Below are 26,548 nucleotides of genomic sequence, written 5' to 3'. Positions count from 1 at the left end.
AATGGCAGCATTACTTGAAGTAACTAACCTATGCAAGACCTATATCGTCAATAAAGGTCAGAATAATGTTCTGCGGAATATCAATTTCACGCTTCATGCCGGGGAGTTCGTGTCTGTCATGGGGCCGTCCGGTTCGGGCAAGTCTACGCTGCTCTATACCGTCAGCGGGATGGACCGGCTTACGGCGGGCGAGGTGGTCTTTGACGGGGAGAGTCTCTCGCAGCTCTCTGAGAAGGGAATGGCTGAACTGCGGCTGCACAAAATGGGCTTCATCTTCCAGCAGATGCATATGCTGAGCAATCTCTCGGTTTATGATAATATTATTCTATCAGGCTATGAGTCGCTGAGCGGCAAGAGAGGCGGACAGGGACGCAGCCGCAGCGAGGTGAACCAATATGCTGATGAGCTGATGCGGAAGCTGAACATTATGGAGACAGCGGGCCATGACATTACAGAGGTATCCGGCGGACAGCTGCAGCGGGCCTGCATCTGCCGGGCGCTCATCAACAAGCCGGCTATGCTGTTCGCAGATGAGCCGACAGGTGCGCTCAATTCCAAAGCCGCACAGGAGGTCATGTCCGAGCTCTGCCGGATCAACCGGGAAGGAACAACGCTGATGGTGGTTACACACGATGTGAAGGTAGCCGCGCAGAGTGATAAGGTGCTGTATATGGTGGATGGCAATATTCAGGGCGAGCATGTGCTGGGCAAATATATACCGGAGCAAGGTCCGAGGGAACGTGAACGCAGCCTGACCGGCTGGCTGATGGAGATGGGCTGGTAAGAAGCTGCAAGCAGCAGGAGGAGAGAGCCGTGGCGGACATTCTGATCATTGAGGATAATGCGGAGCTGGCGGAGGTGATGAAGGATTTTTTGCAGGTGGAAGGATATTCTGTATGCAGTATGGCCTCCGCGGAAGAGGGCTTGGCTTATTTGGAGACGAATGCCGTCAAGCTGCTGCTGCTCGATATTATGCTGCCGGGGCTGGACGGCTTCGCCGTATGCAGAATCGCCAGGGAGAAGTTCAATCTGCCGATTCTGATCATGAGCGCACGCCACGGGGATGAGAGCAAGATTATCGGGCTTGAGCTGGGTGCGGACGATTACCTGGAGAAGCCCTTCTCGGCTCCTCTGCTGACGGCGAAGGTCAAGGCGCACCTGCGGCGGAGTTATGAGATGAACGAGAACAAGCTGCTGCTGACGGATGGCGAACTTACAGTGAATCAGACCGCAAGAGTAGTATATAGAAGCGGCCAGCCGCTCGGGATGACAGCCAAAGAGTACGAGCTGTTGGTCTTGCTGATGAGCAACAAGGGCAAAGCGCTTCGCAAGGAGTGGCTGTTCCAGCAGGTATGGGGGGCAGACAGCTTCAGTGAGCCGTCCACGTTGACCGTACATATGAACAAGCTGCGGGACAAAATCGAACATAACCCCAAAGATCCAAGGCGCATCGTTACCATCTGGGGAGTGGGATATAAATATGAAGGCATTTAACAGGCTGATGCTCTGGGCGTTACTTCTCGGGCTGACGTTCATAGCGGCTCTTAATGGGTATGTATCCTACAGGGAGACAGGGACGGCCGGGAAGGCTTACCGGATAGAGATCAACCGGATCTATGACCAGGCGGAGCGAGGAATACCTCTGGAGGAACTGCTGCCGGATCAGAACCGGTATACCTACGTGAAGGACTTAAGCTGGATCGGGAAGGAAGCGGGGCCGGAAGAGGTTCAGCGCTTTTTTGCCGGTATCGGGGTGGGGGATGCCAATGAATTCACGGTCAAGCCCTTGTATGCGGATCAGCAAATCGCAGGATACTTAAGGTTCTCTTACCGGATGCCCGGGCCGGATGTTCATGCGCTTCTGGTTCTGAATCTGTTTCTGCTGGCGGCGCTTGGAGCCGTGATGGTGCTGCTGTTCTACATCCGTAAGCAGATTCTGCGGCCGTTCCATACTCTGCAGGAGTTGCCTTATGAGTTATCCAGGGGGCAGCTGAGCATAGGTATGAAGGAGCACCGTAGCCGGTACTTCGGCCGGTTCGTGTGGGGGCTGGACCTGCTGCGGCAGACACTGGATGCCCAGAAAGAGACGAATCTCCGCCTGGAAAAGGACCGCCAGACGCTGATCGCGTCCCTCTCGCATGAGCTTAAAACCCCAGTCGCCACGATCAGGCTCTACGCCAGCGCCCTGGCGGACGGCCTCTATGACAGCGAAGTCAAGCGGCAATCGGCCACCCGGCTGATTGGTCAGCAAGCAGAACATATGGAGCAGCTGATCGGCGGGATCATCACCGCTTCCGTCTCTTCTTTGCAGAATATAGAGGTGGCCCCGGGAGAGTTCTATCTTAGCGGGCTGGTCGGCAAGGTCATCCGTAACCATAAGGAACGGCTGGAGCTGCTGAAGGTGGAGCTCACGGCAGGTGCTTATCAGGACAAGCTGCTGCTTGGGGACGAAGAACGGCTGCATGAGGTGCTGAATAATCTCATTGAGAATGCCATTAAGTATGGAGACGGCAGGTCGATCTCTATTACCTTCCGCGAGGAGGATTACCGCCAGCTGATTGTGATCGAGAATTCGGGAGAGCCGCTGCTCCTGAGCGAGCTGCCCCATATCTTCACCAGCTTCTGGCGCGGGTCCAATGCGGACGGCAAGCCGGGCAACGGCCTCGGCCTCTTCATCTGCAAGCAGCTGCTGCAGAAGATGGGCGGCGATATCTTCGCGGAGCCGCTTGAGCGGGGTATGCGGTTTGTACTGGTGCTGCGGTATTGAAGTGAGATACATACATGGAGGAAAGCGTAATGAATGAGCTGAATAGGCTTTTGGAGCTGCAACCTGAGAATTTTGCTGCAGTTTATGATTTTTATGCCGGTAAAAAGCATCACCTTCCCGCCTTATCTGTCCTGCTGGAGAATTATCCCGGGCGGGTATTTGCTGATCATACGGAAGCGCCGACACTGGCTGTGGTATGGGCTACGGGGAGATGGATGTATGCTGCCGGAGATATCAGTACTGAGATCAACCGGCTGAAGCTGGTGACCTTTTTGCAGACGGTAGTCGTACCTGATTGCCAGCAGAGGCAAGAGAAATGGTTCGAGATCTATACGGATGATAGTGATTCATGGACGGAACTACTTACGCTTGAGATTGCCGGGCTGAGCGTAGACAGACATATGGAGTCGGTCTATGAGTTCAATAGCGAACGATTCATTCAGCTAAAAAACAGGCGTGCTGCTATCCCCTTGGAGGGAGATCTATCTGTCGCCTACGAAGAATTTCCTGTTCTTACCCTACCGGAGCATAATAGGTCTGCAAGAGAGGACAGGTTCATTGGGCTGACAGCCACTGGTGCTGTAGTGAAGATCAGGGATGAAGTGGTCTCTATTTGCAAAAATAACGGCTTCAGCGTGAATAACAGGTACTTCATTGATGTAGATACTTATGCAGAATCGGAGCGCGGGAAGGGCTATGCTACGCTCGCCGCTGCATCGTTAATCAGCCACTATCTCGATCAGGGAATGCTTCCCTTATGGGAAACAACGCATGAGAATGTAGCTTCACATAAGCTGGCGCTGAGGCTTGGCTTCGAGCCGGTGGAGAGTTATCCGGTATTTGCTTTTGTCATGGAAGGATAATACCTATTAACGTAGAGGAGCGATATTGATGAAGAGGTTAGCAATCCTTACAGTCGGTAAAACGACATAGCGGGAAGACCACATTTGCCAGAGAATTAGAGCGGTGCTTACCTGAATCGGTTGTTATTGACCGGGATGATGTTGCTGAATTCATTAACTCTCAGTACGAAAGTCTGCTGCCCAAGCAGGGGACGAATACGCTCAAGGATGCTCTGACCCGGACGTTAGTGGATTGCCGTTCATGAGACGGAGCAGCACATCATCATGTGTAACAATTACTCCAATAGGGAAGGCCGACTGCGAATGCTGGATTGGTTTCACCAGAAGGGATTGGTTAGTGTGCTGGTATATTTCAATCTGCCCGATGAGCTGCTGTATTCGCGTATAGCGAGTAGTGAACGGAGCACAGCTATCCTTAGAAAATCAAAGAGCTTCGATGTAGTGCTGACCCGGCAAATCGCGGATGTACAGAAGGGGCAGGCTGAGCCGCCAACGGAGAGGGAGTCGGAGTATCTGTTTGTAATCAACGACAGCGATGAAGTACCCGGCGCGATTCAGAAGATCGTCCAGATCGCAGGCGGGAAGTCCATATGAATGTTCATTCAGGCCTACCAACTGGACCTGACCGCCCAAACCCTTCATAATAAGAAGAGTTGTGAACGGTTCCACACAAACTCATAAACGGAGGTTCATAGGATGAAATACCGCGAGCTGGGAAATACGGGTCTGTCTGTCAGTGAGGTCAGCTTTGGCACTTGGGCGATTGGCGGGGACTGGGGGAATAGCAAGGATGAGGACGGGCTGAGAGGCTTGCAGGCGGCGATGGAGCAGGGCGTGAATTTCTTCGATACCGCAGATGTCTATGGCGGAGGCCATGCGGAGGAGCTGCTCGCCAAGGCGACCCGGGGCAAGCAGGATGAGATACATATTGCCACGAAGTTCTGCCGCGCCGGTGATATCCATGACCCGGAGAATTACTCCGCACGCCGGATTAGCCAATACTGTGAGCAGAGCCTACGGCGTCTGGAGCGGGAAGCGATTGATCTGTATCAGATCCACTGTCCGCCGATGGAGATTCTGCGTGATGGCAGTGTGTTCGCGGCGCTGGACCAGTTGAAGGCTGAGGGTAAAATCCGCCACTACGGCGTCAGCGTAGAGACCATCGAAGAGGGTTTGCTCTGCCTGGAGCATCCTGGCGTTGCGGCACTCCAGGTGATCTTCAATCTGTTCCGCCAGCAGCCGGCACAGGAGCTGTTGCCGCAGGCTGCGGCCAAGGGTGCGGGAATTCTGGTGCGCCTGCCGCTGGCCAGCGGTCTCTTGACGGGCAAGTTCACAGCGTCCAGTACCTTCCAGGAGAACGACCACCGCAGGTTCAACGCGAACGGGGAGCAGTTCAATGTGGGCGAGACCTTTGCCGGGCTGCCTTTTGGTAAGGGAGTGGAGCTGGCGCAGAAGCTGGAGTGGATCGCTGAAGGACGCGGCAATATGGCACGGGCCTCCATGCGCTGGATTCTGGACCATCCGGCTGTCAGCTGTGTGATTCCGGGCTTCAAGAATGAGGCTCAGGTGAACGATAATCTGGCCACACTGGATGTACCCTCCTTCAGCCCAGGGGATATGGAGCGCCTGGCTGCCTTTTACCAGTCAGAAGTGGTTCCATATATCCGTGGAGAGGTGTAGCAGTACCGTATGAATATAACTGTCGGACTGCTCGCCCATGTAGATGCCGGGAAGACGACCTTCGCCGAGCAGCTGCTCTACCATACCGAAGCCATCCGCAGCAGGGGGCGTGTGGACCATCAGGATACGTTCCTGGATACCCATGAGATTGAAAAAGCACGCGGGATTACCGTCTTCGCCGATCAGGCGGAGTTCACCTATAAGGATGCCCGCTATTTCCTGCTGGATACGCCGGGCCATGTCGATTTCTCCCCGGAGATGGAGCGCTGTCTGCAAGTGCTGGACTATGCAGTGGTAATTCTCAGCGCGGTGGAGGGTGTAGAGAGCCACACCGAAACGCTCTGGCAGCTGCTGCGCCAGCACCGGATTCCCACCCTGTTCTTCATTAACAAAACCGACCGTGCAGGCAGTGATCCTGAGCGAGTCCTGGAAGAGATCCGGCAGCTGCTTAGCGGTGATGCCTTGCTGTTGCCGGAGCAGCCGGAAGCGGCGTGGACCGAGGAGATGAAATCGTTCCTTGCCGAACGCGAGGATGCGCTGCTGGAACCTTATCTTGAAGGCATGCTGACGGACAGCGATTGCCGCAGTGCGCTAAGATCTATGGTGAAGCGCGGAGAGATTTTTCCGTGTATGCACGGCTCTGCGCTGCTGGACCAAGGCGTGGGTGAATTTCTGGAGGTTCTGGATGCGCTCTCCTTCACGGAGTACGATCATCGGCTGCCTTTTGCCGGGAGGGTCTACAAGATCCGCCACGATGCCAGAGGTACACGTATCACCTACATCAAAGCTCTACAAGGCGTGCTGAAGAACCGGGAGTTCTTGACGTATGGACCCGAAGCAGAACAAATATCCGAACGGATTACCGGAATCCGCAAGTACAACGGTACTGCTTATAGCGCTGCTGACTGGGCTGCCGCCGGGGAGCTGTTCGCCGTTGTCGGCCTAAGCTCCGCACTTCCGGGTGCGGGTGTGGGCGCACTTCAGGATGCTCAGGGCAGCGGACTTATTCCCACCTTGAAATCCAAGGTGCTCTTCAAGCCGCCCGTGCACCTGAAGGAGCTGATGCATGCCTTCGGACAGCTCGGCGCGGAAGATCCGTCACTGAATGTAAGCTGGGATGAAGATCTTCAGGAGCTGCATATTCAAGTGATGGGCGGGATACAGCTTGAAATTCTTGAGCAGATTGTGGCGGAGCGGTTTCAGCTTAAGATCTCTTTTGGCGCGCCGGAGATTCTCTATAAGGAGACTATTGCCGGTACGGTCTATGGCTGCGGGCATTTCGAGCCGCTGGGCCACTACGCCGAGGTTCATCTGATGCTTGAGGGCGGGGAACGCGGGAGCGGGATCACCTTCATGAACTGCTGCCACCCGGATGATCTGGCGGCAGGCTATCAGCATCAGATTGAGCAGCATCTGCTGGAGAGCGGCCATCACGGCCTATTGACCGGTTCCCCGCTGACGGATCTGAAGATCACCCTGCTTACGGGAAGGGCGCATAATAAGCATACGAGCGGCGGCGATTTCCGGGAAGCGGCTTACCGCGCCTTGCGCCAAGGGCTGGAGCAGGCAGAGAATCTGCTGCTGGAGCCGGTCTACGACCTGAAGATCCGGATAGATCCGGACGATGTGGGAAAGGTTATGAGTGATATCCAGCAGGCCGGCGGCCGCTTCAATCCCCCGGATATTACACCGTCCAAAGCGGTAATTACGGGCACAGTTCCGGCGGCAAGCTTCATGAATTACGGGGTGAGACTGGCGGCGATGACGCAGGGCAAGGGATCGATGTCGCTCAGAGTGGCCGGATATGAGCGCTGCCACCAGACCAAGACGGTGGTGGAGCAGCGGAATTATAATAAAAATGCAGATCCGGCCTACTCCTCGGCGTCTATTTTTTGCGCCAAGGGTGAGGGGTATGCTGTACCCTGGGAAGAGGCCGGACAGCATATGCATATTCAAGCAGCAAGCAGGAACGGGTACACGGTTCTTAAGAGAGCAGTACCGTTTCAGCGTGAAGTAGAAGGAAAGGTGCAGATTGACAATGACTAATGTAATAGATAAGGTAGCCTGGATCTATGTTGTGGATGGCAAGGTACTGGGCGCGCGTTCCAAAGGCAAGGACACCTATTATTTCCCCGGTGGCAAGCGGGAGCCCGGTGAGACGGATGCACAGACCCTGGTCCGCGAGATTGAGGAGGAGCTGTCGGTGCAGATCCTGCCGGAGACGATTGCAGAGTTTGGAAGCTTCGAAGCCCCGGCACATGGCAAAGCGGAAGGTATCCTCGTACGGATGACCTGCCTGACCGCAGATTTCATAGGCGAGCTTGCCCCGGCTTCGGAGATTGAAGAGCTGGCCTGGTTAACCTATAAGGACATAGACCGGGTATCGGCGGTCAGCGTCATCATCATGGACAAGCTGCGGGAGATGAGTCTCATCTCCTGAATATAGAAGAGAGAGTAAGCCCGTTTTGAGCCGAAACCCGGCCTGAAACGGGCTTGTTGTCTCTTTAGCAGGGCGATGCAGGCGGCGCAGCAAGCACACTTTTACCGAATAGGACATATGTCCTTCCCGAATCCGGCGAACTGGCTTTTAATAAGTACAGAGAAGCAAAAAGAGGAGAGAGACAGATGAGAGGGATACTATTCGCATTTTTGGCCGGGGCCTGCATTACACTTCAGGGGGTAGCCAATGCCAGAATCAGCCAGGATATCGGCACGTGGCAGGCGGCCACCATTACCCAGCTTACCGGATTCATTATGGCGTTAGCGATAGCGCTGGTGGTACGGGACGGCAAAAAGCACGGCTTACGCAAGGTACATCCGTTATACATCAGCGGCGGCGGTCTGGCTGCCTTCGTGATTTTCAGTGAGGTGACGGCCATTCAGAACATTGGGGTTACGCTTACGATCTCGGCGCTGCTGATTGCCCAGCTCTGTCTGACCTTTATCATTGATATCAGGGGCTGGTTCGGAGTCGTCCGGCAGAAAATGAAGCTGCCGCAGTTTATCGGCATCGGGATGATGATTCTCGGGGTAGTCGTACTGAAGTTCTAAACGAAGGGGGCAAGAGATATGTTAACAGGATTAGTACTTGCACTGATCGCGGGCGCGCTGGTCAGTTTACAGAATATTTTCAACGCCAAAGTCAATGAGCATACAGGCTCTTGGTCGACCACTACACTAGTACTGGGCATGGGCTTCGCCGCTTCCCTTGTCATGGGGCTGATTATGGAAGGGAAGAATATGTTCACGCTGCAGCACATGCAGCCCTGGTACTGGTTAAGCGGGATGATCGGCGTGGGGGTCGTAATCTGCCTGGTCCAGGCCACCAGAATCCTTGGCGCCACCTATGCCATCTCGATTGTACTAACTGCCCAGCTTGGCTTCGCCTTGCTCTGGGATTCACTGGGCTGGCTGGGCCTGGCAAAGGTTCCGTTCTCGTTCAACCAGCTGATCGGCGTGCTTATTATCGTAGGCGGGATATTGGTGTTCAAGCTGGGTGGAGCGCGTGAGCCCCAAGCTCAAGACGACCACTCTGGAGCGGATCATACGAAGCAGGCAGTGGAATTGAAATAGTATACTTGCGATCAATAATGAATGATTCCTGAAACAGAGAAGAAGCGCTGTTCGTGACTAACACGGACATGCGCTTCTATTGTATACAGATAACGGCAGCTTTGGTTAACGGGAATCCTGAATTGTAGCGGTGCTGTTATTCGCGCTAAGATCTGTCAACGGATCAAACGGAGGACCTGTAATCGTTCCAACGAGCAGTGCGATATCCACAGCATTCACCGGACTGCCCCAGGCGTTGCCTGAATAGACTAGAACCGCCCGGTCATTTACGAAGCCGCGTGTATTGTAAACAATGTTATTAATGATCTCACCCGTTGCATTCTGATTGAAATAGGCAGGCTGGCGCAAAGAATAAAAAACATTGTTCCGCACGATCAAATTGGTCATGTTGTTGGCAGCTGACACTAACCCCCGGTTTACTACCCAGCCGGAGGAAGGTCCGGCCTGCGGCGGACCATAGATCACATTATTGATGATGGTGTGATTGGTTCCCGCCACTTGAATGAACTCAACAGCATACGGGTTATCACTCGTTATGGTCAGTCCATCGATCGTCACGCCGCTGCCGGTAACGGTGAAGACGATGACCGCCGCCTGAAGAATAATCAGGCTATTTGGAAATCCTTTTATGGTTACACCTGCTTTACTAATTCCGATATTAGCCGTTATTGGATACGTCCCGCCCAGAATATATACCGTTCCATTGGGGGATACGGCAGTTACTCCCTGTTGAATGGTACCAAAGGGGCTCGCTTGTGTCCCGTTTCCCCCAACGGCTCCTGCCTGGACGTATACCTGAAAAGGATCTGGCAGTACTGTTCCCGTAGCCCCTGTGGTTCCAGTAACACCAGTAGCCCCAGTAGCCCCTGTAGCCCCCGTAACACCTGTAGCCCCCGTAGATCCAGTCGCCCCCGTAGCCCCTGTAACACCCGTAGCCCCAGTAACTCCAGTCCCCGTAGCTCCAGTCGCTCCAGTCGGTCCAGTGGCACCCGTCGCTCCAGTCGCACTGCCAGAGGGACCAGTTTCTCCTGTAGCCCCAGTCAACCCTGTCACTCCTGTAGCACCTGTAGCACCTGTAGCTCCAGTCACCCCCGTAGCCCCGGTCACCCCTGTAGCTCCCGTAACGCCTGTAACCCCGGTCAGCCCGGTCACCCCTGTAGCTCCAGTCACCCCCGTAGCCCCGGTCACTCCCGTAACGCCTGTAGCCCCAGTCAGCCCGGTAACCCCTGTAGCTCCCGTAGCACCTGTAGCTCCAGTCACCCCCGTAGCCCCGGTCACCCCCGTAACCCCCGTAACCCCCGTAACCCCAGTCACCCCGGTCACCCCTGTAGCTCCCGTAACGCCTGTAGCCCCAGTCAATCCGGTAGCCCCAGTCACCCCCGTAGCCCCAGTCACCCCGGTCACCCCTGTGGATCCAGTCGCTCCAGTCGCCCCAGGTATGCCAGTTCCACTTCCTAGCATTTCTGAAGCTACTAAACGATGAGCTGTAACAAGCGCCCCGGTACTGCTTTTGCCCCATGATGAAGCTGCGAAGTTCGCGGAGCTTACACCTGTGAAGGTGATCACAAAGTCAAAGCTGAAATTCGCATAATAATTATTAGTGGCTACCGCATTTGGTGCAAGCGAAATAGATTCACTGACATACAATGTTCGGCTTCCATTCAGCATATATCCTTGAATCGTTACTGAGGCAAAATTGGAAGGGTCTCTATTTTCGAGCTTAACGGTTAATGATAGGGTGGGTCTTGTCCCATTTACTGGATTGTTTTCAATGGGACCAGTGGATAGAACAGCCATTGTCATTCCTCCTAATAATCTGATAATTGTGTAAAGCACTCGAATCCCGGTTGTTTAATATATTCAAGGAAAGGTGAAAGGTTCATAGATGCCATAAAATAGACAAATAGATGAGATTAGGAGATTAGAATTTTCAAAAGTAGCTGAATGTCGCACTAAAAAAGCAGACTGATGATCAGTCTGCTTTCATTGCTAGAGTTAGTGTCCGTCAAGCCTGCGCCTGCCCCAGAGAAGCCGCTGTGCTGCAGAGTATTGCACTTTTCCATTCTGAATACGCGATCCAAGCCCGCCCGTTATCCAGCAGAGGCTTACAGGTATAGACGCCTTCCTCAATAGAATTCACACGCCCGGCGGCATGCAGTCTCGCAGCGGCGTTCAGCAGCGTCTGGTTGTAGTAGGCCATGTGCCCGCCGCCTTGCAGGACCTCCTCTGCTATACGGAGCTGCCGCAGAGATGTCCACTCCTGCTCCTCAGGCAGTGTCACCTCCAGGCCAAGCGCCTCGGGGTCAATGATATCCAGCTCCGCCGCTCCATCCTGAATCCGGTATACGCGGTTCGGCCGGTCAATGTACAGATCCTCCGAGCCTTCCACACCCTGCACCACCAGCCCCCGCTGATAGCCGAGCTTCACAATGAGCCGGGAGATCCGGTCGAATACCGTATTATGGAATATCCCGAATACAATAAACGGTGAGCAGGAATAGTCAATCAGCTTCTCCGCCGTATTGAGAATCGTCCGCATGCCAATGTCCTCACGGAGTCCGCGAAGCTCCCCCAGCGGCGGGCACCACTGCTCCGACTTCACGAACAGAACCCCGCTGGCTTCGGCGGCATGAACCGCGTCGCTGCGGCTCAGTCCGGTTACATCCACTCCGCTGGCCTGGATCATATCCTGTAGCGTAATGCCCCATTTGGGCGGCAAGCCCGCTGAACCATGCAGGGTAACCGGCAGACCTGCGGCTGACAGCAGAAAAGCCGTAGGGAAGGTGGCAATGAACGAATGAACCCTGCCGTCATACGGACCGGCGCAGTCGATTCCCTGGTGAACAGGCTCGCGGAAGGCGTATTTACGGCAGACTGCCACAAAAGCCTCCAGCTCCTCCAGGCTCTCCAGCTTCATGCGCTCTGCGATCAGGAATGCGCCGATCTGGACCGGTGAAGCGGTCCGGGTGAGTATGGCTTCCGCCGCATATTCGGCTTCCCCGTAGCTTAAATCCTTCGCACCGCGTTTGCCGCGGGCAACTTCCTTGAGAATATTAATCATATGGCGTTCTCCTTAAGTTTGATCCTGCAGCATCTGGTAGACCTTGACGATGGAGGTTGCTACATCGACGATCCGTTTGCGTTCATTCATCGCCTGCTTGCGCAGCAGGTCGTAGGCTTCCGATTCGCTGATATTCTTGGCCTTGGACAGAATGCCCTTAGCCATATCAATCCATTTGCGTTCCTCGATCCGGGAGAGCAGCTGCTCCCGTTCCTTCAGCCATTGCTTGCGCTCGAAGCATTGCCTGGCACTGAAATGAAGCGTCCAGTGAATCTCCGGCGGCTCCATGGCAGGGGACAGAATGCCGTCCACGATAATTTCGTCGCCGCAGGCAGAGACGGAGAGGTTAGCGGTATGCGGGGTACACCACCAGATGACCGGCGCGATCCTTTGCCGCACCAGCAGGGATCTCCAGTGGCTGATATCCGTCACCGGAAGATGGAGGATGAAGGCGTCGGTATCGCCGATGAACGGAGCGGCCTGCTCCGGTGACGCTGCGGTTCCAACTACATAGCCGCAAGAGCTTAAGATGTGATCAGGCCCATCAGAGGAGCGCGCTTCTGCGGGATTCTCTGTTCCGGCAGGCTCTATAACCAACAGGGAATGCATGGGGGACGACGCTCCTTTTACCTAAGAATAGAGACATCTTGTATGATTGCAGATAATCCAATTACAGGATAGACTATGTTATATTATATAACACGAATTCAGCGTTATTGTCGATAAATTAAATTAATTAAATTTTATATGTCATAAATATTGACGTATTGTAGACGGCTGTAGTATAGTCGTTTTAACAAATTCAACAATTCACGAATACAACGATGTATTCGGCTGAAGCGGCAATGGCGCCTGCTCTCACTTATATCGCTTACGGGAAATGTATCTTTTCCGGGCGGAGTGAAGCGGGCTATTTCTGTTGTGCACCTGGAGAGGAGAGAGATACAGATGACAGTGAAGCGTAAAAAACTGATAGTAGTCGGCAATGGGATGGCAGGGGTCAGAGCCATAGAGCATCTGCTCAAATTGGCGCCGGAGGCGTACGAGATTACAATTATTGGCGCAGAGCCTTATCCCAATTATAACCGCATCATGCTGTCTTCCGTACTGGCAGGCGGGGCAAGCCTGGATGAAATCGTAATTAATGATCTCGAATGGTACCGCAGCTTCAATATTACCTTATACACGGGACACACAGTGACTTCTATTGATACTGCTGCGCGTACAGTTTATACGGATAAAGGAGTTACCGCCGTGTATGACGAGCTGATTCTGGCGACCGGCTCCAATCCCTTCATGCTGCCGATCCCCGGAACAGAGAAGGAGGGCGTCATTGCCTTCCGTGACATCAAGGATACTCAAATCATGCAGGACGTCTCGCAAAAATACAGCAAGGCGCTCGTCATCGGCGGCGGTCTGCTCGGACTGGAGGCGGCCAGAGGGCTGCTGCATCTGGGGATGGATGTCTCGGTAGTTCATATTCACGAGTATATTATGGAGCGTCAGCTGGACGAGGCGGCATCCCGGATGCTGCGGGGAGAGCTGGAGGCTCAGGGGATGAAGTTCCTGCTGAAGAAGCAGTCGGAAGCCATTCTCGGCAAAAAGAGAGTCAAAGGCCTGCTGTTCGCAGACGGCGAGATGGCGGAGGCCGATCTGATCGTGATGGCGGTCGGGATCAAACCGAATGTTATGCTTGCCCGCAGCAGCGGGATTGAGGTGAACCGGGGCATCGTGGTGAACGATTATATGGAGACCAGCCTGCCCGGCATTTACGCCGTCGGGGAATGTGCAGAGCATCGCGGCATTGCCTACGGCCTGGTAGCCCCGCTGTATGAGCAAGGCGCTGTGCTGGCCAAAAGACTGGCAGGCGCTCCCACAGAGGGCTACGCCGGTTCAGTCACCTCGACCAAGCTGAAGGTATCTGGTGTAGATGTCTTCTCGGCGGGACAATACAACGAGCAGCCCGGAACGAAGGCGCTCCGATTCCAGGATGAGACGGAGGGGATCTACAAGAAGCTGGTCATCCAGGAGGATAGGCTGATCGGCGCTGTCCTGTTCGGCGATACGAATGACGGCGCGCAGCTCTTCTCGATGATCAAGAAGGGCGAGAATATTAAGGGACGCGAGAAAGAACTGTTGCTCGGCATTCCGGCTGATGCGCTGGCTTCGCCCAAGGGCAACCGGCTGGAAGGGATGCCTGATGACGAGATCATCTGCGGCTGCAACGGAGTAACGAAGGGAACCATTGCCGAAGCGATTACCGCCGGCGGCTGTACCAGTGCCGGACAGATCAAAGCCTGCACCAAAGCCTCCGCCTCCTGCGGCGGCTGCAAGCCATTGGTAGAGGGACTGCTCCAGCTCTACGCCGGAGAGGCTGCCGTTACGGTCAAAGAGGGCATCTGCGGCTGCACGACGCTGGGCCGGGATGAGATTGTCGCCGAGATCAAGCGGATGAAGCTGACCACGGTGAAGGAAGTCATGCATGTATTGTCCTGGAGCAACGAGGAAGGCTGCCCGAAATGCCGCCCTTCACTGAACTATTACCTGGGCATGCTCTGGCCGGAGGAATACGTGGATGAGAATGAATCCAGATATACGAATGAGCGCTACCATGCCAATATCCAGAAGGACGGAACTTATTCTGTGGTGCCAAGAATCTACGGCGGGGTCACTTCTCCGGCGGAGCTGATCAAGATAGCGGAGGTCGCGGTGAAATACGATGTGCCGCTGGTCAAATTCACCGGCGGGCAGCGTCTGGATCTGCTGGGCGTGAAGAAGGAGGATCTGCCGAAGATGTGGGAGGAGCTGGATATGCCTTCCGGCCATGCCTACGGCAAGACGCTGCGCACTGTGAAGACCTGCGTAGGCTCCACCTTCTGCCGCTTTGGGACCCAGGATGCGCTGGGGATGGGAATTCGGCTGGAGAAGGCTTTTGAACGGCTGAATGCTCCGGGGAAGGTGAAGCTGGCTGTATCCGGGTGTCCGCGCAACTGTGCGGAAGCGACAATCAAGGACTTCGGGGTGGTGGCGATTGACGGCGGCTGGGAGCTGCATGTCGGCGGCAACGGCGGCGTTCATGTCCGGGCGACCGATCTGCTCTGCGTAGTGAAGACCGATGATGAGGTGCTGGAATGGGCAAGTGCGTTCCTGCAATACTACCGCGAGCAAGCCGGATGGAATGAGCGGACCGCACAGTGGATTGAGCGAGTGGGCCTGGACAGCATCAAGCAGGCGCTGGAATCCCCGGAGGAACGGGCGGCGCTGGTGGAGAGAATTCAGAAGACGCTTAGCCTGACTACCGATCCATGGAAGCAGATTGTGAATACCCCGGAGCTGCGCAAGAATTTTGAAGCGATCTCGTTACCCGAGACGGTCTAAGGAGGAACCGAAATGACAATGACCAAACTGCTAATCGGCAACCTGAATGAGGTAGATATCAAAGGATCACGTAAATTACGGGTAGGCGATACCGAGATTGCCTTGTTCCGGCTTAGCAGCGGAGAGGTTCTGGCGGTGGAGAACCGTTGTCCGCACAAGGGCGGGCAGCTCTCGGAGGGCATGGTCTGCGGCTCCAAAGTGCACTGCCCGCTCCATGACTGGCGGATCGAGCTGCATACTGGCGAGGTGCAGGCCCCCGATACGGGCCATGTGACCACCTATGAGGTGGAAGTCGATCACGCCACAGGCAGCTTGTACTTAACGATCTAATTCTTTCATACATGTACACGTATAAGGGGGATTCATAATGGACTATGTCAAACCAGGCGAAGTGCTGGGCTCCATGATTGAAGCGGGAAAAACCAAAGCAGAACTGGGCATCATGCAGCTCATTGTACGCGGCAGTCTCGGAGGTGCCATTCTGGCATGCGCTACCACACTGGCCTTCACCGCAGCGGCACAGACCAAGATCCCTATGGCGGGCGCGATTCTTTTTCCGGTAGGCTTCGTGATGATTATTCTTCTCGGGCTGGAGCTGGTTACCGGCAGCTTCGCCTTGATTCCGCTGGCCGTACTGGAGAAGAAGACCACCATCGGGCGCATGCTGGGGAACTATTTCTGGGTCATACTCGGACATTTGATCGGATGTGCCGTCTATGCCGCATTATACGGGCTGACGATTACGAGGATGGGTACCGATCTGTCGAACCCCATGGTGCAGACACTGATTACAGCAAGTGAAGGGAAGACAACGGCTTATCAGAGCCTGGGGGCAGAGGGACTCGTGCTGGCCTTCATCAAGGCGATGCTCTGCAACTGGATGGTTACACTGGGTGCGGTGATGGCGATGACCTCGAAATCCACCTCCGGCAAAATCCTCGCCATGTGGCTCCCCATCCTGACCTTCTTCGGACAAGGCTTCGAGCACACGGTTGTCAATTTCTTCGTCATTCCGGCGGGGATGATGCTTGGAGCGAATGTGACTATGGCGGACTGGTGGATCTGGAACGGCATTCCGGTGCTGCTCGGCAACTTCGCGGGCGGGCTGTTGTTCACGGGCCTGCTATTCTATTTATCGCAAAAAGGCAGCAGGTCGCAAAAAGGCAGCAAACCCGGAGCAACTGCGGCAGCAGAGCTTCCGGGACGCGGAGAGGCGGGGCTCGCGGGCACACCTGCCCTGGAGAAAAGCGTATGAAGCAGGGCAGCATATCTATTGTAGGCGCAGGTCCGGGTGATCCCGAGCTGATTACATTGAAGGCGCTGCGGCGCATTCAATGTGCCGATGTGATTCTGTACGACCGGCTGGTGAACGAGGAGCTGCTGGACTATGCCCGAGGCGATGCCGTGCGCATCTACTGCGGCAAAGCGCCGGGTCTGCATTCGATGCCGCAGGAGACGACAGAGCGGCTGATGATCCGCCATGCCGCAGCTGGAAGCCATGTAGTCCGGCTGAAGGGCGGCGACCCGTTCGTGTTCGGCAGGGGCGGGGAGGAAGCGTTGTCCGCAGCTGCAGCCGGTATTCCCTATGAGGTGATTCCGGGAATCACCTCGGCGGTGGGCGCAGCCGCTTCTGCCGGCATCCCACTGACTCACCGCTGTGTGGCGGCCTCCTTCGCCATCGTGACTGGCAGCCGCTGCCAGACCCAAGATTCGCCGCTGCGTTGGGATGCGCTGGCCCATGGTGTGGATACGCTTGTGATTTATATGGGCGTAAGCAAGCTGGGGGAGATCTGCAAGGAACTGCTGGTACACGGCAAAGATCCGCAGACCCCGGTTGCCTTAATTGAGAACGGAACAACGGTGCGCGAACGGATCGTGACCGGCACGCTTGGCAATATCGACAAGGTCGCCGCCGCGATGAAGATCAGCAATCCGGCCATGATCATAATCGGCGAGGTAGTCCAGGTCAGAACGGAGCTGCTGAATCTGGAAGAAGCCGTACGCTCGCAGATCGGGTGAAGCAGAATAGGGCAGGCGTTGACATCTCCGGGCGGTAGGCCAGGTTATGGCAGCGCCTGTTTCTGTGTTATATTCAGGGGGAAGAATTCATCGCTGATGTGTCATGTGCGCAGAAAGTTATATTTTCACATTCACAGTGACTGCTGTCACACGGGTCTGCGCAGATTAGGGACTATACTTGTCGCCTACAGATACAGCATACCGGACAGGTTGTCCTGAAGGGAGAAATTACAGATGCAGATTGAGCTTAATGCAATGACCCGCGAACGGCTGGAGCAGAGCCTGGCCGGGAAGCCCGGGCAATTCAAAATGTTCTACGATACGGAGGACTGCGGCTGTAATGGCATGCTGGTCATCCGGGTAGTCAGCGAGCCTTCGCCGACCGATATTGTGTTTCAGACCGAGCCGTTCACCTTCCTCTGTGACCGTCAGCAGGAATTGCTGTTCGATGACGTTATGCGCCTCGAAGCAGAGGCCGGGTATCCGGCCTACAAGCTGACGAGTGATTCCACCTTGTTCGGGAGCAATATCAGGGTGCAGGATGCACGGGGCTGAAGGAGATAAAGGTAGCATAAGCAAGGAGGCCATCTGCCCGCAGAGTGACGGGGGATGGCCTTTATTTAAGGGAAAACCGAGCATATCGGGCATGGCGGAGACTCGTGAGCTGATTGTAATCGAAAAACCGATTACAATTGGACTGGGAACGCCGTGTAGGCCGAATGTAATCGAAAAACCGATTACAATTTGACTAGGCGCGCTGCGTAGGCCAAATGTAATCGAAAAACCGATTACAATTGGACTGGGGACGCCGTGTAGGCCAAATGTAATCGAAAAACCGATTACAATTGAAATGGGGACGCCGCAGCATCCAGTCCTGATGCGGCCCAAAGGTTGCAAATGAGGGTGCTATTTCGCAATAGTGCCCCTCATTTCGCTTTAGGTCCTCAGCTTAATAAGCAGTCCATCCGCCGTCTGCGGTAATGACTGCCCCATTCACAAAGCCTGCTTCCTCTGAAGCCAGGAACAAGGCTAGCTGTGCGATTTCTGCGGGCTGGCCCATCCGTGGATTAAGCGCCATGCCCGGCTGTGTACGTTCCATGCCAAAAGGATTGATATGGGTCATGGTTGAACCAATGTTGGTCTCCACACCGCCCGGCGCAATCGCATTGCAGCGGATTCCCTTGGCAGCATACATGAATCCGGTGTTCTTGGTAAAGCCGATAACTGCATGCTTCGAGGCTGTATAAGCCGCCCCGGCACGGGCACCGAACAGACCGCCTACCGAGGCAACGTTAATGATAACACCCTGTTGTTTTTCCAGGAAAATAGGCAGTACCTTGCGCGTAGCACGCATCACCGAAGTTGTATTGACAGCGAGAACCCGCTCCCAGCTCTCATCCTCAATATCACCCGCCGGTTCAAAGTTATCCATGATCCCCGCATTATTCACCAGAATATCTACCGTGCCGTAGGTGTTGACTGTACTGTCGATCAGATTCTGGATATCAGACTCCTCTGCAACATTTGCTTGTACCGCCAGGGCTTCCCCGCCGCCAGCTTTAATGTCACCGGCCACCGTCTCCGCAGCCTCCAAATGAATATCCGCCACTACGACCTTGGCCCCTTCCTTCGCATACAGGACGGCAATCGCCTTCCCCATCCCGGATGCCGCCCCGGTCACTACTGCTACTTTGTTGTGAAGTCTCATATATGTACCTCCGTGTATAGTTATTTTTCTCTGGTCTAGTATCTTTTGCTTCATAGTGTTTTATGCGCCCGATTGACGCTATCCATCGCGAAGGCTTAACATATGGGCTATACAACAGGGAAGAGGATGGAGCCTATGATTACGGCTGGACTAGATATCGGAACTACATCCATCTCCGGGCTGCTCTATGATCTGGAGAAACGTACGATTCTGTATAGTATAACGGAAGCACAAGCGAGCCTGCCGTTCAGCCTGAATCAGGAATGGGAGCGGCTGCAGGACCCGGAATTGATTGTGAAGCAGGTGGAACATATACTTGAACGTCTGCTGGCGAAGCAGCCGGATGTATCAGGAATTGGCCTGACCGGGCAGATGCATGGCATTGTCTATTTGGATAAAAGCGGGAGGGCAACAGGTCCGCTGTATACCTGGCAGGATGGACGGGCGGGACAGCTCACCGGAGGGATGGACAGTCCTACCTATGCGCAGCAGTTCAGTGATCTTACCGGGTACATTGTAGCTCCCGGCTATGGACTCGCCACCCATTACTATAATGTGTCCGGGCAGCTTGTCCCTGAACGCGCAGTCAGCTTCTGCACAATTGCGGACTATATTGCGATGAGGCTGGTGAACAGTGAAGTGCCGCTGATTGATGCAACGCAGGCAGCGGGGATCGGGGGCTTCAGTCTGGGGACAGGGGATTTCGATAGAAACGCGATTGGTATGGCCGGCATCGATTGTTCGTTATTGCCGCAGGTCGTCCCCTCCGGGACGGCAATCGGCAGCACGGCACAAGGCATTCCCGTATACACTTCGCTTGGGGATAATCAAGCCAGCTTCCTGGGCAGTGTGCCGCAGCCCGGAGAATCTCTACTGCTGAACATTGGCACAGGGAGCCAGCTCTCGGCCTGGTTGCCTGACTGCGCCAAAGCTCCTTCCGCGATGGAGGTACGACCGTTCCCTGGCGGCGGGGTGCTGATGGTTGGCGCAGCCCTGAGCGGAGGCAAGTCTTATGCCCTGCTGGAGGGATTCTTCCGGCAGCTGATCACCGCATACACGGGAGAAGCGCCGACAGATGTCTATTCCCTGATGTCCAGGCTGCTCAATGAAGAGGTGCCGGGAAGCGGCATCACAGGGCTTACGGTGAACACACAGTTCCTGGGGACAAGGACAGACCCGGAGAAGCGCGGTAGTGTGGAGGGAATCACGCTGGAGAATTTTACTCCCGGCGGGCTGGCCCATGCTTTTCTGCAAGGGATGGTAGATGAACTGCGCGGTTTCCTGGCAGAGCTGGAACAGCAGGGCGCGGGCACATTCAGCCGCCTTATAGGATCAGGCAATGCGCTGCGGAGTAATCCGGTCCTGTGCGCCAAGGGCGAAGCGGCCTTCGGACTAACGCTTGAGCTTGGTGAACATGCTGAAGAAGCGGCGGTAGGGGCGGCGCTCTGTGCCGCTGTCGGCAGCGGGGAGATCACCAGCTTCAGTGAAGCTGGTGCTTATCTTAGAGCAGAGCCTAGCTGAGTTAACGGGAAGGGGGCTGTCTCAAAAAGTGACCAATGGGCTTGTTAAACCAAGGATGAACAAGGAATATTGTAACATCTATCATTGACAAAAAATATTTTTTATGCTATAATTTACATATTAATAGTTTGTGTATATAATAAGGTTCTCCTGGCCAGGGGAATCTTATTTTTGCATGGAGGAATCACGAATGAAGCAGAACAAGTCCAGCATGACTGCCTTAGTGGCCGCTTTTGGCCGTGCGTATCACAGTCAATTTGACAGTCCAAAGATCTTCAATGATGATGTGGCGCCGAAGCTGATATCACCGCAGGAGTTCGCGGATATCCGCAGGAATATGGTGCAAGGGATTGCGTTCTTCAATCCTGAGATCGCGGAGAGGTACCCGGATGATCCTGAAGCCATCTTGAGATGGATTGTCCAGGTCCAGTTATCGCCCACACCGCTGGCACGTGCTGCCTACTGTGAGGCTATTGTGCTGCATGAGGTGAGTCTCGGGCTGAAGCAGTATGTAATTCTTGGCGCGGGGCTGGACAGCTTTGCCTACCGTTATCCTACGCTTATGGAGCAGCTCACGATTTTTGAAGTAGATGCTCCTGCTACCCAGGCATCCAAGCAGCAGAGGCTTAAGGACGCACAGCTTGAGGTTCCCAGCAATCTTCATCTCGTCCCCATGGACTTCACGGGCGAATTCTCTTATTCCAGTCTGCTTAATCGGGGATTCGATCCCGAAGCTAAGACCTTGTTCAGCCTGCTGGGGGTATCCTACTACCTTACCAAGGAGGAGAATGCCCGCCTGATTAAGGAGCTGCTCGCAAAAGTTCCCTCAGGAAGCTCTATCGTTCTGGATTATGCAGATGAGTATCTAATGGAAGAGCAGGGCGTGTCCGGCCGGGTGGCTAAAATGGTGCAAATGGCTGCTGCCAGCGGCGAGCCCATGCAATCCTGGTTCAGCTATTCGGAGATAGAGGAGCTGCTGGCCGAGGCCGGGCTGCTAGTCTACGAGCACCTGTCTCCGGTTGAGATCAACGAGAGGTTTTTCAGCGGCCGGAGTGATGCTCTAAGCGCTTTTGAGACGATTCATTATGTTCATGCGGTTAAGCGGTAGCTTACTCTCCATAAATAAAAGCCTCCACCGCCGCTATAGCGACATTCCGGTCAGGATGGGAATTGTCGATCTGCGCCACCTGTGCAGATGGGAGCGGCCAGGCTACGGTGCGGAGACCTAGAGAAGCGCTGAAATTCTCCCAATGGGCGAACTTCCAGGCATCGAGCGCGGAATGTCTGCCTTCAAGCCGTTCACGGAACATGGCTGCATCCGCAAGTCCTACCAGGACTACCTTGACCTCGACTTCCTCCAGTGTGCGCCCGATGCGCGCCAGCTCGCGGCCGATCCACTCCGCATCGGCCGCTTCTTTGGTAAAAGGACCCACCACGTAGATATCGCTGGACAGACCGATATTATCCAGCGCTGCATCCATGGTAATGCGGTAGCCTAGGTCGCGGCATAGTCTTTTATACTCATCGGAATCCCTGTCGTCAGGGTCAAGCCCATGCATAGTCATGATCGCGGTTGCTGCCGGACGCAGCAGAATGTCCATATCGAACACCGCCGCCGGACGCCGGGCTGCAACAGCCTTGGCTAGTGTGGTTTTGCCCGCCCCTCCGGGTCCGAGGAAAAATACCAGCTTGTTCATCTGTTCTCACTCCTTATCCTACTTGCAAATCCCAGTATAGCAGGCTAATCGTTCAGCGGGAAGGAGCCGACTGGAGGGGGAGCCTGGCCATTGCTAGTGTGTGACAGCGATCACGAGGTAATGATATGATAGATTATCTATATATTGAAGCAGGAAACGAAGAAGATAGAGGGTAAAAGGAGGACTACCATATGATCACCATCCGTCCCATTGAGCGCAGGGATAATGCAGCCATTGAGGGGATTATCCGGGAATGCCTGATTGAATTCGGCGGCAACCGCGAAGGCTTGGCTTGGGCAGATGACAGCCTGCAAGACTTATATACCTATTATAATAGCGCGGCAAACCGGGCTTATTGGATTGTTGAAGTGGATGGGCAGGTGCTGGGCGGCTGCGGAATTGCGGCTTTTGACGAAGCACGGCAGATCTGTGAATTGCAGAAAATGTACCTGTCCGCAGCCATCCGCGGCCAAGGCGTTGCAGCAAAGCTGCTGGATACGGCGCTTGCCTTCGCTAAGCAGCATTACCGCAAGTGTTACCTGGAGACGCTGCTGACGATGCAGGCCGCTGGCCGCTTCTATGTCAAGCACGGGTTCAGCCGGATGGACGGCCCGATGGACGGTTCAGAGCATTATGCCTGCGATGCATGGTATATTCGAGACTTACATATCTGATTGCTGTGGAAATACGGGCACTATGAAGAATTCACTTCTATAAACTTAATGGAAAATAAATCCGATAATAAAGGGATATGTATATCAATAATGGATATATATTGAATCCTAATATTGTACATTGGAATCCATTCTGGAGAAGGAAGCAGGGATCATAGTGTCTTCCACGAAGCTTGTATTTAACGAAGATGAAGTCAGGCGCCTACAGTCGAAGATTGGCCAGGTGAGTCAGGACACCAACCGGTTATATCTTCAATTGAAGGGCCAGTCCAGTAGCTGGGGCGGCATTCCCATGGGCGACCATCTTGTCAGTGCTCAGGTCCTGATTAATGAATTAACCGTAGAAGCGGAGAAGTTAGAGGATATTATCCGGGTCGCCCTAAGAGGCGTATCGGAGCTACAGGAAGAGAATAAGCGGCAGGCAGACAAGCTGACAGGCCAATTTAATCTGCTGCTCGCGGCTTTTGGAAGCTTGGGGCTGCAACCAGCAGCCGGACGGATCTCCATCCCTGAATTTGTGCAGCGAAGTGCGACGAATCTCATCACTTCGATTGCCGCTTTATCGGGAAAAGATGAACTCAGCAGGGACCCGGTGGTGCAGCAGCTCAGGAATGTTATTCAAACCTCGGGCCTCTTGACCGTAGAGAGTATAGCTGCACAAAGTAAACTGAACGATATCTTCGCAGCGCGTAATCAGATCGCAAAGGCACAGACGGCCTTCAAGGTGTATCAGGCGTTCGGCAATCAGGCGCAGATGGAGGCTGTTCATGCGAAGGCCGAAGAAGCCCGGCAGAAGCTGGCTTCTCTAGGCGTAGCCGAGATCTATTATGAATCCGGCAAGGATCTAAGCGCCCATTACAAGCAACCAGCAGTTACCGCCTGTGAGTATGATCCGTCGATTACGGTGGACAAGGTCCCCTTACTACATAACGAAGAATATTTACTGCTTTTGCGGCTGGCGATGGAGAAAACCGCCGCCGGAGCATATGCGCGGAGTCAGCTTGCGGCGAAGCGGCAGGAAATTCAGATCGCAGCGGCTCTTAAGCAGGTTCAAGAGCAGATCGAAGCGCAGCGGCGGTTGAACGGGCCGCCGCTCACATTGCCGGACGGCACGCCAATTACCGCAGACAACAAGGAAAATGAGACTACGTGGGACTTTTATCAAGCGAAAGTCTATGTGCCGAATGAATATCTCACCCCGATGTACACCAGTTATCTGGGGTGGCTAGAGGAGACTTACGGGCTAACGAAATGGGAGAGCAAGGTCCGTCAGGCGGATACGGTGGTGCTGGCTTTTACCGAAGGATTGGTGAAAGAGGTCGTCATGGGCGTGGCGGATACGGCAACCTTTGCCTTCAAGCTAGTTGTGGACCCGGTCAAAACCACCACAAAAATGAAGCAGCAAGCGCAATATCTGATTGACCATCCCGAAGTGCTGGTGGAAGCGGCGAAGATGGCGTATCATCAATTTGATGAGGGCACCCCGGAAGAGAAAGCGAAAATGCTGGGCTCGGTTGCGTCGATTCTGGTCCCCGGATTCCAGGTCACCAAAGCAGGCAAAGTGGGGAAAGTCCTAGGCGAGGTAGAAGACGCCGTCAGCCAAGCGGCGAAGGATGCCCTGCAAGGGATTAGGCAGAAGCTTCCGAATCTGGGTCTGGTGGTGCAGACGCCGGAAGGGTTTGTTTTCAAGATAGGGGAGATCCCCGATACTCCAGCCTTGCCGAAGACGCCGGTGCAGCAGCGGTATATGGATGGGGTGGAGGGGAAGGGAGAACCGCATAGTATTGGGAGTGTAATTAAAGACGGGAATAAAACAAAATATACGAACCCTTCGGGAAATGAAGTAATTTGGTCTGATCAACATCCGAAAAATATTAGTCGTGATATTGAGACGTTCCTTAATAGTCCTAATATAGGAAAAGCTACAGAGGGGAAAGTTGCAAAATTTGTTTCGGAACAAAAGGAAGTTACAGGTTTTGGACAAAAAGTTCAGAGGGCTGATAAAACGCCAGCTGGGGATTTTGATGTGATGACAAAAGATGAAATTATTGAAGTAAAAGCATCTGCTGGCGCTTTAAAAGTGGAGCAAATTGAAAAGTATACAAAGACAACTCACAAAGATTTTTTGAATCCAGAGAATAAAAAAGTTATTGTTTACATTGAAGAACCGTTGGTTAACTTAGCGCCTGAACAAATACTAAAATTAAATAAGATTAAAGATATGGGTGCAATTGTAGTGAACTCACTTGAAGAATTGAAAGGAGTTTTAATGTAGATGGGAACTTCATCATTTTTTTTAGTTGAAAGAGACACTTATTCACTAGATGATTTATTATCGTCAGTAATGTTAGCTTCATTTAAATCTGATGCCATGCTTTTTTATAAGAATGAAAAGTACTTTACTGAAGATAATCATTTTAAATATACAACTATAAGTATTATGTACCATCCAGATACTGAAGAAAATAAATTTTTAATGTACATAGATGGAGTTGAGAATGACGGTCTGGCGTTTTACAATGACGGACAATTTTCTGGCTTGAATCCTTCACTGAATTTGTATCAGGTTGGTTGTATTGAGGATGTTGATGATAATGAGCAACTGCTTTTTAGCTTTGTTTATGAATACTTGAAGCTAAATCCAAAACAATATTATTGGTTGGGAGGTTATCATTGGGTCTATAGTTTGGAGGACATGAGGAAGCTAAAATCTCTGCCGTATGACCCGGATTGGTGTTATAAGAATCCTAGAGACTATTGATGTTACTGTACCAAAAAATCCTCAAGAAGATTTCAAAAAGGCAAATCTAGAAGCAGGTCTTAATAAGGATTCTGATCCACCTGTGCCAGCAATTAATAAGCCTCCCGAAGGTTACACGTGGCATCACCATGAAGATGGAAAGACAATGATTCTTGTCGATGAAGACATACATAGAGAATTTAGACATATTGGAGGTCAGTCTGCAGTAAATGGAAAAAATAGAGAAGGAGAGTAATTATGGCGAATATGGGCCGAAATAACGAAAAAATAACTATAAATGAAAGTCGTGAATTTGAAGGTCAATATGTTCTTAGTCTTCCTGAGCAGTATATTGATTTTTTACTTAAATATAATGGAGGGTATCCTGAAGCATCAACTTTTAGGATTTCTGATGAAGAGGGTGAAAGTGTAGTAAATAAATTTTACGGAATCGGTGATATGAAAGGAAACTTGGCAAAAGTGTTTGAGGTTTTAGATGGTGAATTACCTGAAGGATTTATTTCAATCGGCAGCGATCCAGGAGGAAATGAGATTTGTATAGGGGTTAGTAAGGAATACTTTGGAAAAATATATTTCTGGATGCATGATATGGAGTCAGATGAAGAAATGGACAACATGTATTTTTTATCTAATAGTTTTAACGATTTCTTTGATAATTTATACTAAAGATTAGCTCTTCACTGTTTTCAACTCCACTAACAAGATCGCACAATACAACCAACAATGCCACAATGCGAGCTAGCCGCCCGTGTTGTGGTTTTTTTTATCCTCTATGTGTATATCAGGTAAATGAAATAGATCACCCCCAGTGCCTAATGAAATTTTAATTTCTTGTCCATCCTGCTG

General features: G+C 53.2%; 27 protein-coding genes. 22 read left to right on the top strand and 5 right to left on the bottom strand.

Annotated elements, in window-relative coordinates:
• Nucleotide 1: 1 nt before the first annotated feature.
• The 10 genes from MHH78_RS20715 (at nucleotide 2) to MHH78_RS20670 (ending at nucleotide 8,883) form a co-directional block, all read left to right on the top strand.
• A complete protein-coding gene (locus MHH78_RS20715) occupies nucleotides 2–784 on the top strand; it encodes an ABC transporter ATP-binding protein (RefSeq protein WP_341168666.1) in 783 nt (260 codons plus the stop codon).
• A gap of 29 nt (nucleotides 785–813) precedes the next feature.
• Nucleotides 814–1,494, top strand: a complete 681-nt coding sequence (locus MHH78_RS20710) for a response regulator transcription factor (protein WP_036728619.1) — start codon at nucleotides 814–816, stop codon at nucleotides 1,492–1,494.
• Nucleotides 1,481–2,767, top strand: a complete 1,287-nt coding sequence (locus MHH78_RS20705) for a sensor histidine kinase (protein ID WP_341168665.1) — start codon at nucleotides 1,481–1,483, stop codon at nucleotides 2,765–2,767. The genes MHH78_RS20710 and MHH78_RS20705 overlap by 14 nt, the downstream gene beginning before the upstream one ends.
• A gap of 29 nt (nucleotides 2,768–2,796) precedes the next feature.
• Nucleotides 2,797–3,630: a GNAT family N-acetyltransferase gene (locus MHH78_RS20700; RefSeq protein ID WP_341168664.1), complete on the top strand. Its 834-nt coding sequence runs from the start codon at nucleotides 2,797–2,799 to the stop codon at nucleotides 3,628–3,630.
• 303 nt (nucleotides 3,631–3,933) lie between these two features.
• Nucleotides 3,934–4,224, top strand: a complete 291-nt coding sequence (locus MHH78_RS20695) for a hypothetical protein (protein ID WP_341168663.1) — start codon at nucleotides 3,934–3,936, stop codon at nucleotides 4,222–4,224.
• A gap of 102 nt (nucleotides 4,225–4,326) precedes the next feature.
• Nucleotides 4,327–5,310, top strand: coding sequence for an aldo/keto reductase (locus MHH78_RS20690; protein ID WP_341168662.1), 984 nt, complete (start codon nucleotides 4,327–4,329; stop codon nucleotides 5,308–5,310).
• A gap of 9 nt (nucleotides 5,311–5,319) precedes the next feature.
• Entirely contained in the window at nucleotides 5,320–7,356 is a 2,037-nt protein-coding gene (locus tag MHH78_RS20685; RefSeq protein WP_341168661.1) for a translation factor GTPase family protein, read from the top strand.
• Nucleotides 7,349–7,750, top strand: a complete 402-nt coding sequence (locus MHH78_RS20680) for an NUDIX hydrolase (RefSeq protein WP_341168660.1) — start codon at nucleotides 7,349–7,351, stop codon at nucleotides 7,748–7,750. The genes MHH78_RS20685 and MHH78_RS20680 overlap by 8 nt, the downstream gene beginning before the upstream one ends.
• 185 nt (nucleotides 7,751–7,935) lie before the next feature.
• On the top strand, nucleotides 7,936–8,361 hold the full coding sequence (locus MHH78_RS20675) for a DMT family transporter (protein WP_341168659.1): 426 nt from the start codon (nucleotides 7,936–7,938) through the stop codon (nucleotides 8,359–8,361).
• A gap of 18 nt (nucleotides 8,362–8,379) precedes the next feature.
• Entirely contained in the window at nucleotides 8,380–8,883 is a 504-nt protein-coding gene (locus MHH78_RS20670) for a DMT family transporter (protein ID WP_076078136.1), read from the top strand.
• 105 nt (nucleotides 8,884–8,988) lie between these two features.
• Here the strand turns inward: MHH78_RS20670 and MHH78_RS20665 are convergent, their stop codons facing one another.
• The 3 genes from MHH78_RS20665 to MHH78_RS20655 all read right to left on the bottom strand — a co-directional run bounded on the left by MHH78_RS20665 (nucleotide 8,989) and on the right by MHH78_RS20655 (nucleotide 12,553).
• Nucleotides 8,989–10,680, bottom strand: a complete 1,692-nt coding sequence (locus MHH78_RS20665) for a collagen-like triple helix repeat-containing protein (RefSeq protein ID WP_341168658.1) — start codon at nucleotides 10,678–10,680, stop codon at nucleotides 8,989–8,991.
• Between the two features lie 208 nt (nucleotides 10,681–10,888).
• On the bottom strand, nucleotides 10,889–11,944 hold the full coding sequence (locus MHH78_RS20660) for an anthranilate phosphoribosyltransferase (RefSeq protein ID WP_341168657.1): 1,056 nt from the start codon (nucleotides 11,942–11,944) through the stop codon (nucleotides 10,889–10,891).
• Between the two features lie 12 nt (nucleotides 11,945–11,956).
• A complete protein-coding gene (locus MHH78_RS20655; RefSeq protein WP_341168656.1) occupies nucleotides 11,957–12,553 on the bottom strand; it encodes an ANTAR domain-containing response regulator in 597 nt (198 codons plus the stop codon).
• 339 nt (nucleotides 12,554–12,892) lie between these two features.
• On the opposite strand from MHH78_RS20655, the gene nirB reads away from it, so the two are divergent.
• From nirB to MHH78_RS20630, 5 genes are all read left to right on the top strand, one after another.
• Nucleotides 12,893–15,322, top strand: coding sequence for a nitrite reductase large subunit NirB (gene nirB / locus MHH78_RS20650; protein ID WP_341168655.1), 2,430 nt, complete (start codon nucleotides 12,893–12,895; stop codon nucleotides 15,320–15,322).
• A gap of 18 nt (nucleotides 15,323–15,340) precedes the next feature.
• Nucleotides 15,341–15,652 carry a nitrite reductase small subunit NirD gene (nirD, locus tag MHH78_RS20645; protein WP_036694211.1) on the top strand — a complete coding sequence of 104 codons (312 nt, stop codon included), beginning with the start codon at nucleotides 15,341–15,343 and terminating at the stop codon, nucleotides 15,650–15,652.
• Between the two features lie 37 nt (nucleotides 15,653–15,689).
• The gene (locus MHH78_RS20640; protein ID WP_341168654.1) at nucleotides 15,690–16,577 is read left to right on the top strand and encodes a formate/nitrite transporter family protein; all 888 of its coding nucleotides are present in this window, start codon (nucleotides 15,690–15,692) and stop codon (nucleotides 16,575–16,577) included.
• Complete coding sequence (gene cobA / locus MHH78_RS20635; RefSeq protein ID WP_341168653.1) at nucleotides 16,574–17,341, top strand: uroporphyrinogen-III C-methyltransferase; 768 nt, start codon at nucleotides 16,574–16,576, stop codon at nucleotides 17,339–17,341. The genes MHH78_RS20640 and cobA overlap by 4 nt, the downstream gene beginning before the upstream one ends.
• A gap of 234 nt (nucleotides 17,342–17,575) precedes the next feature.
• Entirely contained in the window at nucleotides 17,576–17,896 is a 321-nt protein-coding gene (locus MHH78_RS20630) for an iron-sulfur cluster biosynthesis family protein (RefSeq protein ID WP_340753733.1), read from the top strand.
• A gap of 394 nt (nucleotides 17,897–18,290) precedes the next feature.
• On the opposite strand, the gene MHH78_RS20625 is transcribed toward MHH78_RS20630, so the two are convergent.
• Nucleotides 18,291–19,049: an SDR family oxidoreductase gene (locus tag MHH78_RS20625; protein WP_341168652.1), complete on the bottom strand. Its 759-nt coding sequence runs from the start codon at nucleotides 19,047–19,049 to the stop codon at nucleotides 18,291–18,293.
• Nucleotides 19,050–19,184: 135 nt separating this feature from the next.
• Here MHH78_RS20625 and MHH78_RS20620 point away from each other — a divergent pair, with 135 nt between their 5' ends.
• Nucleotides 19,185–20,570: a sedoheptulokinase gene (locus MHH78_RS20620; RefSeq protein ID WP_341168651.1), complete on the top strand. Its 1,386-nt coding sequence runs from the start codon at nucleotides 19,185–19,187 to the stop codon at nucleotides 20,568–20,570.
• A 190-nt stretch (nucleotides 20,571–20,760) separates the two neighbouring features.
• Complete coding sequence (locus tag MHH78_RS20615) at nucleotides 20,761–21,678, top strand: class I SAM-dependent methyltransferase (protein WP_341168650.1); 918 nt, start codon at nucleotides 20,761–20,763, stop codon at nucleotides 21,676–21,678.
• Nucleotide 21,679: 1 nt separating this feature from the next.
• Here MHH78_RS20615 and MHH78_RS20610 read toward each other — a convergent pair whose 3' ends face one another.
• Nucleotides 21,680–22,267 (bottom strand): hypothetical protein, encoded by a 588-nt coding sequence (locus MHH78_RS20610; RefSeq protein WP_341168649.1) that lies wholly within the window; start codon nucleotides 22,265–22,267, stop codon nucleotides 21,680–21,682.
• Between the two features lie 191 nt (nucleotides 22,268–22,458).
• On the opposite strand from MHH78_RS20610, the gene MHH78_RS20605 reads away from it, so the two are divergent.
• The 5 genes from MHH78_RS20605 to MHH78_RS20585 all read left to right on the top strand — a co-directional run bounded on the left by MHH78_RS20605 (nucleotide 22,459) and on the right by MHH78_RS20585 (nucleotide 26,368).
• Nucleotides 22,459–22,941 (top strand): GNAT family N-acetyltransferase, encoded by a 483-nt coding sequence (locus MHH78_RS20605; RefSeq protein WP_341168648.1) that lies wholly within the window; start codon nucleotides 22,459–22,461, stop codon nucleotides 22,939–22,941.
• 157 nt (nucleotides 22,942–23,098) lie between these two features.
• Nucleotides 23,099–25,216 (top strand): hypothetical protein, encoded by a 2,118-nt coding sequence (locus MHH78_RS20600; protein ID WP_341168647.1) that lies wholly within the window; start codon nucleotides 23,099–23,101, stop codon nucleotides 25,214–25,216.
• Nucleotides 25,217–25,702 carry a hypothetical protein gene (locus MHH78_RS20595; protein WP_341168646.1) on the top strand — a complete coding sequence of 162 codons (486 nt, stop codon included), beginning with the start codon at nucleotides 25,217–25,219 and terminating at the stop codon, nucleotides 25,700–25,702.
• Nucleotides 25,662–25,937, top strand: coding sequence for an HNH endonuclease (locus MHH78_RS20590; protein ID WP_341168645.1), 276 nt, complete (start codon nucleotides 25,662–25,664; stop codon nucleotides 25,935–25,937). Before MHH78_RS20595 ends, MHH78_RS20590 begins: the two co-directional genes overlap by 41 nt.
• 2 nt (nucleotides 25,938–25,939) lie before the next feature.
• A complete protein-coding gene (locus MHH78_RS20585) occupies nucleotides 25,940–26,368 on the top strand; it encodes an SMI1/KNR4 family protein (RefSeq protein WP_341168644.1) in 429 nt (142 codons plus the stop codon).
• The last annotated feature ends 180 nt before the right edge of the window (nucleotides 26,369–26,548 follow it).

The sequence above is a fragment of the Paenibacillus sp. FSL H3-0333 genome (assembly GCF_038002805.1).
GTDB classification, from domain to species: domain Bacteria; phylum Bacillota; class Bacilli; order Paenibacillales; family Paenibacillaceae; genus Paenibacillus_AQ; species Paenibacillus_AQ silagei.
Note: the sequence above shows the minus strand (reverse complement) of the source record. Positions and strands in the feature narration are given on the sequence as shown.

Coding starts and splice junctions, on each gene's coding strand:
- MHH78_RS20715 (WP_341168666.1), top strand. CDS start 2: ATGGCAGCATTACTTGAAGTAACTAACCTATGCAAGACCTATATCGTC.
- MHH78_RS20705 (WP_341168665.1), top strand. CDS start 1,481: ATGAAGGCATTTAACAGGCTGATGCTCTGGGCGTTACTTCTCGGGCTG.
- MHH78_RS20700 (WP_341168664.1), top strand. CDS start 2,797: ATGAATGAGCTGAATAGGCTTTTGGAGCTGCAACCTGAGAATTTTGCT.
- MHH78_RS20695 (WP_341168663.1), top strand. CDS start 3,934: ATGCTGGATTGGTTTCACCAGAAGGGATTGGTTAGTGTGCTGGTATAT.
- MHH78_RS20690 (WP_341168662.1), top strand. CDS start 4,327: ATGAAATACCGCGAGCTGGGAAATACGGGTCTGTCTGTCAGTGAGGTC.
- MHH78_RS20685 (WP_341168661.1), top strand. CDS start 5,320: ATGAATATAACTGTCGGACTGCTCGCCCATGTAGATGCCGGGAAGACG.
- MHH78_RS20680 (WP_341168660.1), top strand. CDS start 7,349: ATGACTAATGTAATAGATAAGGTAGCCTGGATCTATGTTGTGGATGGC.
- MHH78_RS20675 (WP_341168659.1), top strand. CDS start 7,936: ATGAGAGGGATACTATTCGCATTTTTGGCCGGGGCCTGCATTACACTT.
- MHH78_RS20670 (WP_076078136.1), top strand. CDS start 8,380: ATGTTAACAGGATTAGTACTTGCACTGATCGCGGGCGCGCTGGTCAGT.
- MHH78_RS20665 (WP_341168658.1), bottom strand. CDS start 10,680: ATGGCTGTTCTATCCACTGGTCCCATTGAAAACAATCCAGTAAATGGG.
- MHH78_RS20660 (WP_341168657.1), bottom strand. CDS start 11,944: ATGATTAATATTCTCAAGGAAGTTGCCCGCGGCAAACGCGGTGCGAAG.
- MHH78_RS20655 (WP_341168656.1), bottom strand. CDS start 12,553: ATGCATTCCCTGTTGGTTATAGAGCCTGCCGGAACAGAGAATCCCGCA.
- nirB (WP_341168655.1), top strand. CDS start 12,893: ATGACAGTGAAGCGTAAAAAACTGATAGTAGTCGGCAATGGGATGGCA.
- nirD (WP_036694211.1), top strand. CDS start 15,341: ATGACCAAACTGCTAATCGGCAACCTGAATGAGGTAGATATCAAAGGA.
- MHH78_RS20640 (WP_341168654.1), top strand. CDS start 15,690: ATGGACTATGTCAAACCAGGCGAAGTGCTGGGCTCCATGATTGAAGCG.
- cobA (WP_341168653.1), top strand. CDS start 16,574: ATGAAGCAGGGCAGCATATCTATTGTAGGCGCAGGTCCGGGTGATCCC.
- MHH78_RS20630 (WP_340753733.1), top strand. CDS start 17,576: ATGCAGATTGAGCTTAATGCAATGACCCGCGAACGGCTGGAGCAGAGC.
- MHH78_RS20625 (WP_341168652.1), bottom strand. CDS start 19,049: ATGAGACTTCACAACAAAGTAGCAGTAGTGACCGGGGCGGCATCCGGG.
- MHH78_RS20620 (WP_341168651.1), top strand. CDS start 19,185: ATGATTACGGCTGGACTAGATATCGGAACTACATCCATCTCCGGGCTG.
- MHH78_RS20615 (WP_341168650.1), top strand. CDS start 20,761: ATGAAGCAGAACAAGTCCAGCATGACTGCCTTAGTGGCCGCTTTTGGC.
- MHH78_RS20610 (WP_341168649.1), bottom strand. CDS start 22,267: ATGAACAAGCTGGTATTTTTCCTCGGACCCGGAGGGGCGGGCAAAACC.
- MHH78_RS20605 (WP_341168648.1), top strand. CDS start 22,459: ATGATCACCATCCGTCCCATTGAGCGCAGGGATAATGCAGCCATTGAG.
- MHH78_RS20595 (WP_341168646.1), top strand. CDS start 25,217: ATGGGAACTTCATCATTTTTTTTAGTTGAAAGAGACACTTATTCACTA.
- MHH78_RS20590 (WP_341168645.1), top strand. CDS start 25,662: ATGACCCGGATTGGTGTTATAAGAATCCTAGAGACTATTGATGTTACT.
- MHH78_RS20585 (WP_341168644.1), top strand. CDS start 25,940: ATGGCGAATATGGGCCGAAATAACGAAAAAATAACTATAAATGAAAGT.